Below are 16,480 nucleotides of genomic sequence, written 5' to 3'. Positions count from 1 at the left end.
GCTGCTTTCGTTCACCCCAGCCACTTACCTGTTATTGAGCTTAAATAAATAAGCGCCAGGGGACTGACTCAGTCGCCGCCTTCCTGCAACTCGAATTATTTTGGGTATATACCTACAGAGAATCAAAACTGGCTCAAGAGATTTATGGCCTTTTAGGACTAAAATACAAAATTACGCATATGACGATATGCCACTCTCCCCAATACAATAAATACCACACATTAGCAATACTATCTTATATTTAGAATAGCATTTAGTTATAAATAAATCATTTTTTACAAAGCTTAAATTCAATTAATGCAAATAACATAAGCAACTTTATTTATTTAAAAGATCACTTGATGTATTTGATAAATAATATCTCGGCAGCAATCAGTCATCATTTATTAAAACCACCAGGAGAGCAACATGGGCCTTTCATTGAGCGATATAAGCAACGCAGACAACTATGTAAAACATTTTGATTGTAATCGTGTTATGCCATCCAAAACCTTGGATGATTTGAAAATTAACAAAAACATCATAGGTGCTGAAACCCAGCATACTATTGATGACATTAAACAAAAACTGGCTATTGCTCAAGCACACTATAACGCCTCAACGACAACTGAGTTTGAATTAGTCAAAAAGATACTAACCGATAAAATCAAATATATTAATCAGAGGAAAGATGAGTTATACGAACCTAAAGATTATTCTTTACATGGCGTACAAGAGAGAGAATTGAAAAAAGGAAAAACGGCACAGGATCGTGATAATTTAGTCAGAGATATGGTTGCGTTATATCAAATAAAAAATGCCATCAAAGAGATGATCCCAGAAGATAACACTCAACCTATTGAATATTATAATAACTATTACCCACAACATACTCATAATGGCAAAGTATTAGACACTCGCCACCCACTTTATTCTTTAGTTGAAGAAAATGTAAAACATACATCATTTTCTGATTTATACGCAATTAAAAATAACGAAAGGGTCCCTCACGTCATTTATTCTAACGAATGTGATGAGGTTGATGGTCGAATAAATAACATTACATAAACTGTAGTTAACTAATCTGTATTATTCATTGGTGTTAGTACAGTTTAAACGTTGCGCTCCAGCAGGATCACCCCCGCTGTGAGCGCTATCATTAATTAATAATATTCAAAAATTGCGCCCGCCGCCCCAGTCCCCCCCACTTCACGCTGTGATCGCAGTTTTACTCAATAATCCACCATAGCAACCGAGTGTTTACTGGGCACCAGGAGATGCGACCAGCAACGTATAGCGGTTCAGCAGTTGCTGCACCGGTGCTAACAACGCATCGCCCTGCCCCTGTGCCCATAATGGCGGTAACTGTGCCAGTTGTTCCAAACCGCATTGGCGGTGGTACTAAAAGCCAGAGGGACTACAATACCAAAGGATAGCGCGAAGATCCGCCGGTTTGGTATAATTGGGGTAAAACCAAGGGCAGCAGGAAGGAGAGATAATCCATGAGAAAATATTCCTTATCGTACACTTCCGTACCATTGGACCTAAAATTCTACAAAATATTCTTAACCATATCCAACAGTAAAGAAGTATCTCCCATCTCAGTAAATCTCTCTACACCGTGTGTCCGCATATATATAACCGATTGCCGCCACATGACAGGTCGAGTTATATGCTCAGAGAGATTTTTTATTATAGAAGATAGGGTATATGGACAGGCTGTTCTATTGGCGATAACCGGTATTTTAGGCGGTAAAAATGAAAAACTTTGGATATATTCACTGAATTTTATGGCCGAGGTATTTAACATCGTACTATGAAAGGCACCACTCACTCTCAGTACAACATATTTAATCGCATAGTTATCATAAAATATCTCTTCCGCCTGTTTGATACTCTCAATCGGCCCTGATATCACCATTTGCAAGTCGGAATTGATATTGGCTATAGTGAGATCAAACAGATTATTTTCCTCAAGGATTTGGGCCACTTCTTCAGCATTCAGACCAAGAACAGCAGCCATACCTCCCCCCTGGCTTTCAGACATTAGCAAGGCTCTTTTTTTTACCAGACGTAATCCTGTTTCAAAGTCGAATACACCAGCGGCATGTAATGCATTAAATTCGCCAAGCGAATGACCCGCCAGAAATGATGGTAACGCCCCAGACTCATCAATATATCGACGATAATACAAAGCATTAACTGTATATAAAGCTGGCTGAACATAAAGGGTGTTGCTAAACCGATCCGCAGGACAATCCCGAAAAAAATCACGAATACTAAATTCAGCAATCTCTTCAGCCTCTGCCACTAATTTGGTGTAGATATCAAATATCGGAGCACCCATATCTGCACGCTGCGCACCTTGTCCTGGAAATAAAATGGCATGATTTGATGTCATGTATCACCCTCTTTACTGTGATTGTGTTACACAAACAGGCAGGCTTTCCTATTTCAGTTCTGAATATGGCCCCTCCGTAGGCCATAGTTCAAAAATTTCTAAGATTCTGAACTGCTCGTTACAAAAAGATCAATCAGTCCGTTTATAGATTTAATATTTTTTAGCTCAGTACGTGGGATTTTTATTTTTAACTCTCTCATAACACCTGATACAACGGAAACAATGTCTAAGCTGCTTGCACCATAGTCTGCCATTGATTTTTGCAAATCAATTTCATGTTCCTTGGCACCATCGATTGAATTAATAATGTGCTTTTTTACAATGCTAGCAATATGATCTCTATCCATAATATTATCTCCGCTTGGTTAATTAATAAATTCATGCTTATTCCTGTTTATTCCAAACAAGCTCAAATAACCACGATTCGTCATTAAGCAATAGACTATCTATGGATTTAAGGACTAGTTTCTCATGCTCAAAACTAAAATATCGACGAAACTGGGTACCAATTTGGTTGGGGATTTTACTGTTATCAATAAAGTGCGTAACGATTTCTTCATCATGATTAACAATATAATGGCCACAATATGTTTCAAATTTAGGAAAATCTGCCACGATCTGTTCTGACGGGATCGCACGAATATCCTCCGTACTAAATTGAGTTCTCTCTACCGATGAAATAAACACCATCATGTACTGTTCGGTGTAGGTCAACATACCAAACGGCTCCCTACCTATCGGGTAAATATGTATACCTCCATTGTTCCCAATACAGGACTCAAGTTTCCAACGGCCAAGAAATAGATTTCTATTGGGATTAGACATGACTAATACCTTTTTGGTCAAAATACAGTGAAAATGCCAAGTGGTCGATCGGCTCAATATTCATAATGGCGATGAAGTCCCCCTCATTATTTCTCAATAAAATTCGTCTCAATCATTTCGATCCACTTGGTAAAGTTATCGGTAAACATCCTGCCATTATCAACGGTGATGACCTGACCACGCACGGCATCCATTAATCCACTGCAAAGAGCCACACTGACGTTACCTACCGCTTCGGGTGAAACAATAAAATCCGGATCAAATTTTCGAATGAATGCTTGTGCTTTTTTGCCAAAAACCAATTCAAAAGCTTCCGTATCTACCACACCCGGCGAAATACAGTTAATGATGATATTTTCTCGTGCACCAATATATTTAGTTAATGTTTCCAATACCGCTTTCGATGCTGCAACATAATCATAGCCTGCTATATGGCAACTACGATGTCCTTCCGAAGTAATTGCAACCACATAACCAGGATATTGGCCAAAATGCTGCTTAATACAATCTATATAAGTAATCAGCGGCCAGGAATTGTGTTCAATACTATCTATCAGCCCCCTAAATTTATAAGTATCTTTAAATTGGGGAGCAAACGCAGCATTGAGAATAAGAATATCAATTTTTTTATTTTCTTGAGCAATTGCTTCGATTAGCAGTGTCGTTGTCTCCTCATCACTGATATCAGCCTGAAGGAATACCGGGCGATTGAGATATTGAGAAAAATGGTTTTCAAGTTCATCTAAATTATCGCCCCAAAAATAAGTGCCATATACTTTTGCTCCCGCTTTAACAAAACTTTCAACAGTAGCTCGGCCTATACCTTTTGTGCCACCAGTTACCAATACGGTCATTTCACTCAAGTTATTCAGCATATCTAACCCGTGTAATTATCTTGTATTTGTTGTTCAATATTGCTTTGATTAAATGCAATATGGTGCATAAACGCCTCGATAGTACTTGTTTCCTCTAGCATTTTACGTCTGTCGATTGACATGTATTTTTTTAATAATTCCAGACTATGGCGAGGTTTTTCAGCAATAGCGGTTGCCAGTTCAATGGCCTTTTCCATGACCCTGGCGCGGGGCAAAATATAGTTGAAACAACATTTTCCTTTCAGCTCACTGCCCCTAATATAGTTACCAGTGACCATCATCTCAAAACCGGTATAGTAACCAAACGCCTCCTTACTCATGGCGGTTGAACCCATCCCAGGGGTGAAACCCATGTTCATAAATGACATACCATAGCGGCTCTCTTCCGCCGCGACTAAAATATCTGCATATAAACCTAAGACTAATCCCCCCCCTGTAGCACTGCCTTCCATTGCCGCAATAACCGGGATCGGTATATTCAGAAAATGTTTGAGGTGATTGGCGTACTCATGTTCAATATTAGTTTTGTAGTGTGTAATTAAGCTTTGTAAAAATACTTCGGTTCCACCAGTGCAAAATATATCAGGCAATCCAACCAAAATAAGCACTTTGATGGTTTTGTCTTGCTTTATCGTGTCGACAATACCATGCAACTGTAAACAGAACTCACCATCAATGGCATTTTTATTGACTGGATCGTTAATATGCATAAAAGCAATGCCTTCATCACTTTTTCTTAAATAGAATTTTTCCATATTAGTCATCCGCATATTCATCATTAAACAACTTAATGTCTTCTAAGTAGTGACGTATCTTTTCTATGGTCTGAGCATCACTTAGTCTTTTCACCAAAAGATGTCCACCTAAATCCAACCTTTCTTCGAAAGAATATTGTTCAGCCAACAGTAATTTACTTTCTCTTATAGCGGATGTTGGAGCGCGAGATAGCTTCTTACTTATAACTTGAATATCTTGATCTAAGTTTTCCAATGTATTTATCTGATCGATCAAACCCCATTTTAGGGCTTGTTTTGCCGAAATAACACTTGAGCTCCATACGAAGTATTTAAGATGATGAGGCCTAATACGTTCAAGTAAGCAAGACATGGCTATTGTGGGTGTAATTCCAAAGGTGACTTCTGGCAAACTAAAGGACGCGCTATCGCTAGACAGAATAAAATCGACGACCGACAGTAAGGCAAGCCCCCCAGCGATAACATTCCCTTCAACCTTAGCTAATACGGGCTTGTGGCTGTTCCTTACCATTTTTAGAATATGGCAGAATTGCGACACGAAGTCGGCGTCATAATGGGTAGAAATATACGTAAGATCCATACCCATACTAAAGTAGGTAGGCCCTCCGGTAAGCACAATGACTTTATAGTCCTCATTATTTAGCGCAGAGATAAAGCGACTTTCGAAATCTGCTAATGAATCGGGGCTAAATTTGATAGGTACAGTGACATATTCATGCATAGCGATAACGCCGTAAGTGGTTATCGATACGCTCAAGAATAAGGAGCCCACTCCCGCTGTAATGGTGTGTATACCAGTCCTGTAAGTTATCCCTGTCTAAGCGATAGTCTTTACCTTGCATTTGTGCACTACGTGCATTTTCCAGTTGCTCGTATGCCGCCACATCCAGTATTTTCCGCTGGGTAAGCAGTATGTCCAACGCTGCGCCTTGCTGTTGTGCAATCTCTACTGCCTGGTCCCCGACCTGCATGCTAAAATACTCGGCACAAGATCCTGAACCATAAGAGTAGACCCCTATTCGATCCCCTGATTTAATCTCTGGCGCTTTCACCATAAGTGAAAATAGGGAAAGGAAAATGCTGCCACAATAGGTCGCGCCTATTTTTTGCGCGTAATACAGGGACGGCATGACTTTTTGCTTAAATAAAGTGGCTAACGCCTCTTTTCCAAAGAGTCCTTGTAGTTCTAATAATACTTTATGTGCTTCTTTACTAATGCCAGGGAAGGGGATGTGGTATAAGTTATAATTGAAATAGGCACTTTCTCTGGCCTCCGGTGTCTGATGACAATATTCCTCGAAAGCATTCTCGAGTCCATCCATATAAGAGAAAAGGCTGGCTTCTACATCGAAAGCGACCTCTTTCCAGGGAAGTGGGCGAATAACATCAGTCACTTCATGAGTATGAATACCCGATTTCCCCGTTTCAATAACGGCAAAAACTGGATTATCCGAGATAAGTAAAGCAATGGCCCCAGCACCAAGGCTATATTCCATCTTCCCATGGCAAATCATATTATTACTGATATCCACGTTGATCAGTAATACCTTTTTCCCTCGATTAAGGCCGGACGATATCCATGACTCAGCCATCTTTAACGCCGCCGCACCAGCATGGCAAGCAGATTTCAGTTCAAAAACACGGCAAGTCGCAGGTAATCCTAAATAACGATGCGCCCAAGTACTGATGGCCTTTTCTTGGTCTAAACCTGATTCTGTTGCAATGATAAATAAACCGATATCCGAACGATCCTGATCGTTAAGCATATCCTTGGCACTATTGACGGCAAGGGTGACCGCATCTTCCCACTGTGGTACTAAACTGCGCTTTATGACCATTAAAGATTCTTGAATGTATTTGTTGTCTCCACCACGTGCTTGTGCCAATTCAGATAATTTCAGCGCCAAACTACTTGGGTAGATACTGATTTTTTCAATACCAATACTATTCATTAAGGTATCCCAAAGTTAATAAACCCAATCAATGCCACCGGTCACATTGAAAACCGCACCGTTTACATAACTATTTTCTTTAGCAATAAGAAATAAAATGACCTCAGCGACTTCACTGGGGGAGCCCAGCCTTCCCACTGGCGCATATTGAGCAAAAAAACTCTTAATACCCTTAATGTCATTACCAATAATTTCGGTATTAATTAAGCCTGGGACAACGACATTGGCCGTAATACCGAAATGTCCATATTCCTTCGCTGTTGTTTTAGTTAACCCTATCAAACCGGCTTTTGATGCAGCATAAGCCGCTTGTCCTGATGACCCATCTTTAGCGAGTGAAGATAGAGTGACAATGCGTCCATATTTATTAGCAAGAAATAGAGGTAAAAAATAACGAATAAGATAGAAGGTGCCAGTTAAATTAGTATTAAGTACCAAGGCCCAATCTTCATCGGTCATCGACACCAAATTGCCCGGTAAATCTATGCCAGCATTGCAAACAACCGCGTCAATGTTACTAAAATCGACGAGAAGACGGTCTCCCACATACTCTACTGCACCACTATCAATAACGTCGAGTTGATAGGCACGACATAATTGCCGAGGAAACTCCGCTACCGCGATATCAAGCAGCTGTTGTGCACCTTCCTTGTTATTGTGATAACTAAAGCCAACATTCCAGCCTTTGCTCAAAGCAGCAATGACCACACTTCGTCCAATGCCACTGGCACCACCGCTGATAAAAAGGTTCATGTTAACCATGATATCGACTAAATAAGCTAGCGCTGTTAATACCGCCCATGCCAAAAGAATTGTTCAGAAAAATATTAACTTCTTTTTTTACATTTCCGGATGCACAAACATTGAGTTCGACTGCGGGATCAAGGGTTTCGATATTATGTGATTGATGAAACTCACCCTGCCTCATTTGCCAAATGGCTATCGCCGCCTCCACGACACCAGATGCCCACATCGTATGCCCAAGTAAGGATTTAGGCGCATTGATAATCAGTTTTTCCGCATGCGAGCCAAACACTCTTTTAATTGATTTCAGTTCTACGATATCGCCTAATTTAGTGGAGGTGGCATGGGCACTCACATAATCAACTTGCTCTGGGGCGATATTGCATTTCTTCAGGACATCTTGAATCACTCGAACTTGCCCTTCGTGAGAGGGATCGCCCAGATGGTTGGCATCCGAGTTAACGCTGGCACCGAGAAGTTCAGCATAGATTTTGGCTCCACGTTTTTTTGCATGTTCGGCCTGCTCAAGGATCAAGACGGCACCGCCCTCAGATGGGAGGAAACCACTCCGATTTATGTCATAGGGGCGACTGGCTTTGGTGGGGGTATCTTGATACTGGCTATAACAGATAGCGTCTAAAATCGTTAGCGAATGCAACATCATCGGGTGGAAAGATGCCATTGGGCAAACAACAGCAACCACCTGTTTTTTATCTACTTTAATTGCATTTATTGCCGTCTGAATAGCAATATTTCCTGTCGCACAGGTACCGCCAACAAGATAGGCAAATCCTTTGGTATTTAACACTTGAGCCACAGAAGATGAATGGTCAGTATCAAGTGAATTTAACCCGGAAAAAGCATCAATAAATTCTGGCTCATCAGAAAAAATCATCTGCTGATCAAGTAAATATTTATCAGAAAGGTTATGGCCCCCACAAATTATCCCGCAATCAAATGGGTCTATAATGTGTTCGAATAATCCGGCGTCGAGCCAGGCCTCCATGGCCATCAATACCGATAGCTGAACACCTTTGGTCGTCTGTTTAAAAACCTTCTCGGCACGGGAAAGAACTATATCGGGAATACGGTTGCTAAATGCGTGCAACTTGCCTTCAATGTCATATTCAGGAATCTGACCTCCAATTTTTGAATAAATGTTACTGGTGTCAAAGTTGCGCCAGTAGCCGATGGCTGATTTTCCAGATAATAAATTATTGCCCACCAGATCTAACGTGTCACCAATGGGAGTATTAATGGCAACACCAGTGATAACGATACGATCAGAAGACATGAAACTCTCCTTTTCCGACGGTTACGATCTGATCGTTAACCGTGATTTGAACAATGGCGGTGGCGAGAAATGTGTCGTATTCCGTAATCCAACAACGGATTGTCATTAATTCTCCTGGGCGTACTGCGGACAAGTGAAAGACATCGTATACTCGTGTTCCCACTGCGTGGATGATATTCTCCTCTACTGGCGGAATAGCCGTTTCATTTAGCAGAAAATACATTAAAATAAGCGCAGTTTGAAACATACTTTCTTGTTGCAATACACCCGGATATATAGGGTCATTAGGGAAATGACCACCAAACACCGGGTCTTTTTCGTCAACTCTTCTTATTGCTTTTATTAACCTGAATTCAATATTGATCAGCTCTACGTTGTCGACCATTAAAAATGGTTCACGATGCGGTATCATTTTTTTAATGATATCTTGTCCAAATGATATATTCAATTCATTAGTAATATCTTGGTTAAATAAAAAATTCGTTTTAAAGAAATTTAATTCAGTATTTTTCATATTTAAATATATCCCATAAAAATCATTTAGCATCTGATTTTTTACTTATATATCTCACGGGATTAACACCCATTAATTTTAGAGGTGTGTTTTACACCTCAGATTTACACACTATAATTAACATGTCATAAACTTAAATTGAATTAACCTTTAATTAAAGAATATTATTTAAAATATACATATCAAATATGGTTTTTATTCATATCTCCGTTATTAATCTGATAGGTTATTTTTAAGTCTACACCTCGTGTAGTGCCACTTTCATTAAAGTCGGCTAAATGTATCACCTACATGCCTGCCATCAATGACCGTTTCGCCAAGTGAACTAAAATATGCTTTCCAAAATAAGACCGCTTCTTCAGCATCTTCTTCAGAGGAAACAATCTCTATTTCAAACACTTCGGAAACCTGAGGGTTCTGGCTAATTTTCCACGCATGTAATATCTGGTCTGGGCAAAGTTCTATCTGCTGCAATAAATACATTTCATGTGCAGGGATCGACTTGTACACATAATCGATGAACAGACTATAATCACGAGTCCCACAGACTCCATAAATGCAACAACAAGTAGCTCTTACCATCATATTGGCTCCTTTCTATCTAGTCACATCGTAGTCATCTGTAATTCATATTTGACTTAAGAGATTATCGATAACTGGCTTGATAGAAAGTATATATCGTGTATTCAAGAATGCTAGTTGCATCCATAGATGCTGTAAAAGAGAAATTTCCTATTTAAATAAAATACAATCCATTGAAATTATTAGTTATCTTAGTTTTTTATTATATAAGAACTATTGATGTTTTTTGGAAAAAAACTCAATCCTCCCACCAACTTCAATTGATTATATCGATTAATATTGGCATTAAGATATTTAATACTGCAATATGTTTTTTGGGAAAAAATCAATCCTCCCACCCACAACAATTGATTATGTCGATTAATATTGGTATTAAGGAATTTAATACTGCAACATGTCTTTTTTTCAATAAACATATTTCATATTAATATAACACGTTGTGAGAATCATTATCCCTAGTCTAGAGTATAGGAACAGTAAATTTAGGTGAATATATAGGGTGTGCATATTTTCATCTGTCATGCTTTTTTTGATTTTTTGTTTTTAAGTGAAAATTAATTTAAGTTGCCATCAATAGTATTTTGATGGCAATGACATGTATCGAACCTTACTCTATAAAATAGGTGTTACATGAAAAAAACAATATTGATAACGGGGGCTCTTTCTGGGATTGGGAATACGGCAACTTGGAATCTCAGCGCCTTGGTCCGCCGCGACAGTCGCAGCGACTGGAATTCAGGTTCTGTCGCATTAAAGCGCAGGGAGGTAACATGCTATTCTTTTGTGATGTTACCTGCCCATTTCTCTAATAAGAAAATCCTTAAGTCGCCTGCATTACCTCGTCGATGTTATCGCGCAATGTGTTCGCGGGTATCTGGCTTACGCCCTGAGCCTTCACAATCTGGAAGAGATGATGGCTGAACGCGGTATCGCGTATATGCGCCAAAAAGCGTTATACCCGTAAGGACGATATCTATCGTGTCTAACATAACAATGGAACAAGGCTTATGTCTGAAGTCAGCATGCACTATGACCGGTTAACAGTCTGATTGGCATTGATTATCGGGCGGTTATTTATGGGGGAAGGGTTATCCATTAACGCATTGACCAGTGAATTTAACGTTTCCCCCAGAACCTTGCAGAACCGACTGATCAGATTTCTATCAAGCCGAATAGCGGGTGCTTATTTTCATCGCAGACTTTATCTATCCCAATATCAACCAATTTAGTCTAATGACAGTGAATGGGATATGGCATACCCGATGGCATATCAGAAAAAAACAAACAAAAAATCCCAACCTTTTTCAATTGGTTGGGATTTGAATATGGCGGAGGAGGAGAGATTCGAACTCTCGAACGGTTACCCGTCGACGGTTTTCAAGACCGTTGCCTTCAGCCACTCGGCCACCCCTCCGCAACGAGCCGAACTATAAACAGAGCATCGAAGCTTGTAAAGCCCGTTTGAGTTTAATTGACCAAAAAAACCACCACTCCACAGTTGAATGATGAATTAATCATCACCATCAATGCTAGTGGAGTGATGATTACCACTGCATAGGCTTTTTTGCCTATCTAAATGCAGACTTTTTTGGGATGTGAGCAAATATTTGCTAAATTAGCCGCCATTTCATTAACTGCATTATTGAGGTTACATGTTGGAGTTTGAAGGTCGAATCATTGATACCGATGCACAAGGTTATCTGAAGAACAGCACAGACTGGAGCGAAGCTTTAGCCCCTGTGTTGGCGGAGCAGGAAGGTATTACACTGACTGAACCTCACTGGGAGGTGGTGCGCTTTGTACGTGCCTTTTATCAAGAGTTCAATACCTCACCCGCGATTCGCATGCTGGTAAAAGCCATGGTCCAGAAATATGGCGAAGAGAAAGGCAACAGCCGCTACCTTTATCGTTTATTCCCTAAAGGCCCGGCGAAACAAGCAACGAAAATCGCGGGGCTTCCTAAACCGGTTAAATGCATTTAATCCGCGGAACCTCGCGCGATGACAATGTTTTAAGTAAGGACAATGTTTTAAGTAAGGATAACGTTTTCAGCAATAACAATATTTTCATCAGTAGCGGATGCTGAACTTCTCAAATGGAGTGGGCGGATAAGGCTCAGTTAACAGGCGATCGACCCGCGCCCCGCGTGGCCCGCCCTGCCCTATCCACTCCATCAGCCGTTCAACCGCTTGTGGATCGCCGCTGGCAACCACTTCTACGCTACCGTCATCACAGTTTTTAGCATAGCCAGTCAACCCAAGCTGTTGCGCCTGCCGTTGGGTGCTGTAACGAAAACCAACCCCCTGAACCACACCGTATACATACGCAACAATATATATTTTTGACATAATCATTCCCTTATCTGTGCGTGATAGTTTGCATTTTCTAGCACATACTCAGACAATATCGCTCTTTTTTACCTAGATGGCAGCAACCTAATTATGACCGTACGCCTTATTCTTGCTAAAGGACGTGAAAAATAAATAATTATTCTATATATCAATTAGATATTGAAATAAGCGTTCAATAAACATGCGACTTTATACGACAAAACACAACATTTCAGTCATTATACATCAATAACTTACCTGTCCGTTTTGACCTCAAAAATCACCGCGATCCCCCCCCGTATTCCCGCGTTATCACCAAAACATCAAACCCAATATGAATGGATAGGCCGGGCAGTTAAGCCCGGTTTTTTATTTCTCAATCCATGCAGAGAACACTAGCGGATCCCCGTACGCGTAGCGCCTGTACTCAGAAGTTGAGTTATAGGGCATGTACACTTGTCGGCACCCAATAGCGTCTACCCCCGTTCCATAGACTTTTAACGCCCCTGCAACGTTGATCGGATAATTTAAACTCAGTAGAGCGTTGCTCGATATGTTTTGAAAGTACTCCCCCGGCCCCGTCATGCTGTTTAAATCCAACTCTGCAACTATCGCTACATCAGCAATATGAACAGCTCCTACATCTCCCGCGGTTAGCGAATCCTTAGTTGCCAGCTCGCCCAGTTCAAGATTTTCTCGGGCCTCGGATATGCTCGACACGTCAGATAAGTTATTTTCAATTTTAAGAAACACATCCGGCGTTTCTTTATCTACAGCAACAATCGTTATTGACTTTGTGATACCAGAATTTGCGCCAGCCAACGATAACGTTGTCGAACCTGCGTTACTGATTGATAGCGTTCCGAGGGCTGATAATGTCGCACTCGTTGAGTCTGATGATGATGTGAGTATCGCCTCGGTGTAATTTGACGGTATATACGTAACCGGTACGGTGTAAGTATTCCCAGCGACTAAATTTGCTGGAACATCACCGAACTCGATCCCAGTAAGAAAAATGTGTTGCGTTATTATTGCTGTGGACGCTAGTCCCGTGGAAACACTGGCTATAACGCTTTGTGTGCCGCTGGCTCCAACATTTGCGGAATACCTGCCGTTGCTGTCAATAGTTCCCAGCGCCGGGTCGGATACTTGCCACGTAACAGGGTATTCAGCTGCGGCACTTGATGGCAGGACCATTGCGATCAGTTGCTGGCTAGTCCCCGCATTGATTACGCTGTTAAGCGGCGAAATGATGATAGTTGATGGCTGATCAGGCTCTTCAGTACTCACGCCCTGAATGTAGAAAACGGTGAATGTTGTATTACTGTTGCGATTGCTTGTGTATTGAAAATTAATTGGGTCTCCTGCCAGTACTTGCATATCAATTAATTTACTAAAAGGTAGAAATTCCCGCCGGTGGTGTCCGTGGCCACTGCCGCCAGTCACAAACCCGTAGAATGACGTCGTATCAACAAGCTCTCCATTCGCATAGATTGTGCTGTCCCAACGGTCCCGGCTTTCTACGCCGTCAGTAACGTAGCGACCGATTAGCAATATTTGCACACAGTCAGTTGGAACAGTTAAAGTGGCAACCCCAGACGACTCTAAATAGACTTGTGCAACTTGCAGATTACCGACGCGGCTTAATGAACTGCTAATATCAGTAATACTATTTTCGATGATATCCGTTTTTAATTTTAATCGTCGCGGCGTGATCGCACTAATCGCACTCACCCCCGCGAGGGTTTCTCCTTCCGTTGCTTCGCGCTGAATATACAACTGCCATGTACTTTCATCAGTGCCGGGGACGCTGGTATTATTTGAAGCAAGTGACAAATAGAGAGCATTGTTGTGCATGACAACAACGCCGGTATCGTACGCGAACGCCGCCCCGTTATTATCTGCTGCTGTAATAAACTCAGGAAAACCCGTAGTTTGATACTGCCGAATATTTCGTGTTATCGCATTTAATACGTAATTCATTTCTTTGCGTCCAACAGGCTTGGCGCGGGTGTCTGTCCTCAAGTCACGCTCGTAGTCCCCGCCCCAGCCCTCATTAAAACTAACAAACCCCTCGTTATCTGTTTCGTCTTGAATTGTTTGCGTGTCACCGTTTGACGCGAACGGCACTTTAAAAAATCTGTTATCCAATTTTTATTTCCTTTTCCGGAGTTTCATTGCCGTACACTGAAATTATTTGATTATATAAATACTTTGATGCGAAAAGTTTCCCCCTCTTTTTTGATATGTCATTTTCGCTAAAAACAATCACACCATTCATATTTAATATTTTGAGATAATTTATAAAATTCTCATCAGTCTGTTGGTAATCTATCCTTTCTTTTATCACTGCCAGCGATACCATTTTTTACCTCCATGCTGCGGGTATTTGATTGTAATCTGACAAACTAGACGCATTCGTAAATGTCTTTGTCTTGATTGTTACATTTGGCACTTTATCTATAAACGTAAGCGCACTACCGCGCAATGACCGGCAATTGTTAAACGCCCACCACAAATCCTTGATTGCGCTATATTCAGCAAGCGGGAAGATATCATTGATATCAGAAGTCATAAGCGAGCAATCTACAAATACGTTTTCAAAAATTGTCGCATTCGGTGCGTTATCGAATAACCCAGTTGGCGCAGTTAATATTTTTGAGCAATTTCCGAACGCGATTTTAAATGATGTAACGAACGTATTGTTATCAAACAAACCGGCCGGAATTTCTTTAAGAGATGTACAGAATCTAAATGCAAACTGAAATGTTGTCACTAATGGGTTGTAGTCAAACAATCCTGTAGGTATATATTGCAAACTCCCGCAAGATAAGAATACATAGCTGAAATTAACAACGCGCGTACAATATTTAAATAAATTATCAGGTATCAATTGCAGCGATAAGCAGTCATTAAACGCAAAACTAAACGTAGTGACATTTGGCAAATAATCGAATGCCCCAGCCTGTATTACTTGTAACTCAGTGCAAGCTGTAAATGAGTTAACCATGCCCTGCCTGCTGCCAGACACGCTAATGACTTCTATTACTTTATTTTCAAACGCCAGTGATGAATGATAAAACATGCAGCTATTACTACGCTTTATGGTTATTCTATACGTAACCCCCGCAGTCAACGCGCGAGTTGCATAAACCAATCCCTGGCTATCAACACGATAATCATCACTGTCTACACCATCGCCGTAATCAATCGTGATTACCTCCCCGATGTCGTTTAATTTAAATAACGGCGCTTCAGGGTTGTAAATCTTAAGCATCACATCAGCACCGCTAATTAAGTACGTGAACGTGTAGCTTCTTGATTCAACATTATCTACTGTGCAAGTTGGCGTAAATATCTGTGTCTTTGCAATGACAGAGTAAGCCCCTGATCGACTTACAAGGTCCGTAAATAACCCGTCAGCAGTCGTCGTGACTTCACGTGTAAATGTCTCACCCGTTGATTTTGTGTAGTACAGCGTGACGTCAATACCCGATAAATCTATCGTACTGTCAGATGATGCTATTTGCCCGTGCAGTACGCCGCTATCATTGTCAAAAAATAAGTTAATGCGCCATCCGTAATTAATCAGTTCGCCGCCATCCCAAAACCCGGCATGTTCAAAGTTTTGATAGTATTGACCGAAGCCAAAGGGAATATAGCGAATAACACGAAACTTTAGGCCCACGGTTGCAGGACGCGGTAATAAGTCATATTTGGTCAGTATCAACGCTACAGCGCTGGCTGGCTGTTCAGTGAATACATACATGATTGACGACATGTCATTAGGATCGAGCGCGTAAGCCTTGCCGTTCTCAGTCGCGAACATATCCATCATGATCCCGTTAACTTCGGGAATGGTGCAACGCGTAATTAATTGATAATAACGCAGTCTGCATACCAGGCGTTTTTGTTCAGTCGTTAAAACCACGCTGGGGCATTCAGGAATAAATAAATTAACGCCAAGAATTAAGGCCCACACACTTAAGCCAAAATCATTCGCTGTACGTAAATCAAAAACATCAGTGAACCAGTTATTCCAAAATTCGGTATGCGCTTGGTTGTACCATTCTTCCTTTTTCTGCATTAACGTTTGTATTTCTTCGCTACCGTCATATTGCCAAATGATGTTACGTAATAAATCCATACTGCTATTTATTTCAGGTATTTGTTTTGACATATATTGCGTCCATAAAAAAACCCACCAAAAAAGGTGGGCCAGTAATTGC

18 protein-coding genes, 1 tRNA gene and 1 pseudogene are annotated in these 16,480 nt (G+C 40.9%); 3 read left to right on the top strand and 17 right to left on the bottom strand.

The annotated features are described in order from the left end of the window. Positions 1-408 precede the first annotated feature (408 nt). The gene (locus tag AC971_RS01805) at positions 409-1,047 is read left to right on the top strand and encodes an NleF caspase inhibitor (protein ID WP_025383427.1); all 639 of its coding nucleotides are present in this window, start codon (positions 409-411) and stop codon (positions 1,045-1,047) included. Positions 1,048-1,239: 192 nt separating this feature from the next. Here the strand turns inward: AC971_RS01805 and AC971_RS25470 are convergent, their stop codons facing one another. From AC971_RS25470 to AC971_RS01750, 12 genes are all read right to left on the bottom strand, one after another. Continuing rightward, on the bottom strand, positions 1,240-1,362 hold the full coding sequence (locus AC971_RS25470; protein WP_258953812.1) for a hypothetical protein: 123 nt from the start codon (positions 1,360-1,362) through the stop codon (positions 1,240-1,242). A 169-nt stretch (positions 1,363-1,531) separates the two neighbouring features. Further along, complete coding sequence (locus AC971_RS01800; RefSeq protein WP_025383426.1) at positions 1,532-2,380, bottom strand: ACP S-malonyltransferase; 849 nt, start codon at positions 2,378-2,380, stop codon at positions 1,532-1,534. Positions 2,381-2,478: 98 nt separating this feature from the next. Next, positions 2,479-2,727, bottom strand: coding sequence for a phosphopantetheine-binding protein (locus tag AC971_RS01795; RefSeq protein WP_025383425.1), 249 nt, complete (start codon positions 2,725-2,727; stop codon positions 2,479-2,481). Positions 2,728-2,764: 37 nt separating this feature from the next. Then, positions 2,765-3,205: a lipocalin-like domain-containing protein gene (locus tag AC971_RS01790; RefSeq protein WP_071825497.1), complete on the bottom strand. Its 441-nt coding sequence runs from the start codon at positions 3,203-3,205 to the stop codon at positions 2,765-2,767. Positions 3,206-3,291: 86 nt separating this feature from the next. Next, positions 3,292-4,080 (bottom strand): SDR family oxidoreductase, encoded by a 789-nt coding sequence (locus AC971_RS01785; RefSeq protein ID WP_025383423.1) that lies wholly within the window; start codon positions 4,078-4,080, stop codon positions 3,292-3,294. Between the two features lie 2 nt (positions 4,081-4,082). Next, complete coding sequence (locus AC971_RS01780; RefSeq protein WP_038402197.1) at positions 4,083-4,835, bottom strand: polyketide synthase; 753 nt, start codon at positions 4,833-4,835, stop codon at positions 4,083-4,085. A 1-nt stretch (position 4,836) separates the two neighbouring features. Then, positions 4,837-5,556 carry an enoyl-CoA hydratase/isomerase family protein gene (locus AC971_RS01775; RefSeq protein ID WP_025383421.1) on the bottom strand — a complete coding sequence of 240 codons (720 nt, stop codon included), beginning with the start codon at positions 5,554-5,556 and terminating at the stop codon, positions 4,837-4,839. Further along, positions 5,549-6,787, bottom strand: a complete 1,239-nt coding sequence (locus AC971_RS01770; protein ID WP_025383420.1) for a hydroxymethylglutaryl-CoA synthase family protein — start codon at positions 6,785-6,787, stop codon at positions 5,549-5,551. Before AC971_RS01770 ends, AC971_RS01775 begins: the two co-directional genes overlap by 8 nt. A 15-nt stretch (positions 6,788-6,802) precedes the next feature. Next, entirely contained in the window at positions 6,803-7,540 is a 738-nt protein-coding gene (locus tag AC971_RS01765) for an SDR family NAD(P)-dependent oxidoreductase (protein WP_038402196.1), read from the bottom strand. A gap of 1 nt (position 7,541) precedes the next feature. After that, positions 7,542-8,825, bottom strand: coding sequence for a beta-ketoacyl-[acyl-carrier-protein] synthase family protein (locus AC971_RS01760; RefSeq protein ID WP_025383418.1), 1,284 nt, complete (start codon positions 8,823-8,825; stop codon positions 7,542-7,544). After that, a complete protein-coding gene (locus tag AC971_RS01755; RefSeq protein WP_025383417.1) occupies positions 8,815-9,339 on the bottom strand; it encodes a 3-hydroxyacyl-ACP dehydratase FabZ family protein in 525 nt (174 codons plus the stop codon). Before AC971_RS01755 ends, AC971_RS01760 begins: the two co-directional genes overlap by 11 nt. 264 nt (positions 9,340-9,603) lie before the next feature. Next, positions 9,604-9,822, bottom strand: coding sequence for a hypothetical protein (locus AC971_RS01750; RefSeq protein WP_025383416.1), 219 nt, complete (start codon positions 9,820-9,822; stop codon positions 9,604-9,606). 898 nt (positions 9,823-10,720) lie between these two features. Here AC971_RS01750 and AC971_RS22555 point away from each other — a divergent pair. Further along, positions 10,721-10,852 (top strand): annotated as a pseudogene (locus AC971_RS22555) (IS6 family transposase); the annotation flags it as partial. Positions 10,853-11,247: 395 nt separating this feature from the next. Here the strand turns inward: AC971_RS22555 and AC971_RS01745 are convergent. Continuing rightward, positions 11,248-11,335 (bottom strand) — tRNA-Ser (locus AC971_RS01745). A gap of 238 nt (positions 11,336-11,573) precedes the next feature. Between AC971_RS01745 and tusE the strand changes: the two genes are divergently transcribed. Continuing rightward, complete coding sequence (gene tusE, locus AC971_RS01740) at positions 11,574-11,903, top strand: sulfurtransferase TusE (RefSeq protein ID WP_025383415.1); 330 nt, start codon at positions 11,574-11,576, stop codon at positions 11,901-11,903. 87 nt (positions 11,904-11,990) lie between these two features. On the opposite strand, the gene yccX is transcribed toward tusE, so the two are convergent. From yccX to AC971_RS01720, 4 genes are all read right to left on the bottom strand, one after another. Beyond that, on the bottom strand, positions 11,991-12,269 hold the full coding sequence (gene yccX, locus AC971_RS01735) for an acylphosphatase (protein ID WP_025383414.1): 279 nt from the start codon (positions 12,267-12,269) through the stop codon (positions 11,991-11,993). A gap of 351 nt (positions 12,270-12,620) precedes the next feature. Further along, positions 12,621-14,402, bottom strand: a complete 1,782-nt coding sequence (locus AC971_RS01730; RefSeq protein ID WP_025383413.1) for an Ig-like domain-containing protein — start codon at positions 14,400-14,402, stop codon at positions 12,621-12,623. Next, on the bottom strand, positions 14,395-14,616 hold the full coding sequence (locus AC971_RS01725; RefSeq protein WP_012303831.1) for a hypothetical protein: 222 nt from the start codon (positions 14,614-14,616) through the stop codon (positions 14,395-14,397). The genes AC971_RS01730 and AC971_RS01725 overlap by 8 nt, the downstream gene beginning before the upstream one ends. A 3-nt stretch (positions 14,617-14,619) precedes the next feature. After that, positions 14,620-16,431, bottom strand: a complete 1,812-nt coding sequence (locus AC971_RS01720) for a baseplate wedge 1 family protein (protein WP_025383412.1) — start codon at positions 16,429-16,431, stop codon at positions 14,620-14,622. Positions 16,432-16,480 lie beyond the last annotated feature (49 nt).

It is taken from the genome of Yersinia similis, assembly GCF_001053095.1.
GTDB lineage: Bacteria > Pseudomonadota > Gammaproteobacteria > Enterobacterales > Enterobacteriaceae > Yersinia > Yersinia similis.
Note: the sequence above shows the minus strand (reverse complement) of the source record. Positions and strands in the feature narration are given on the sequence as shown.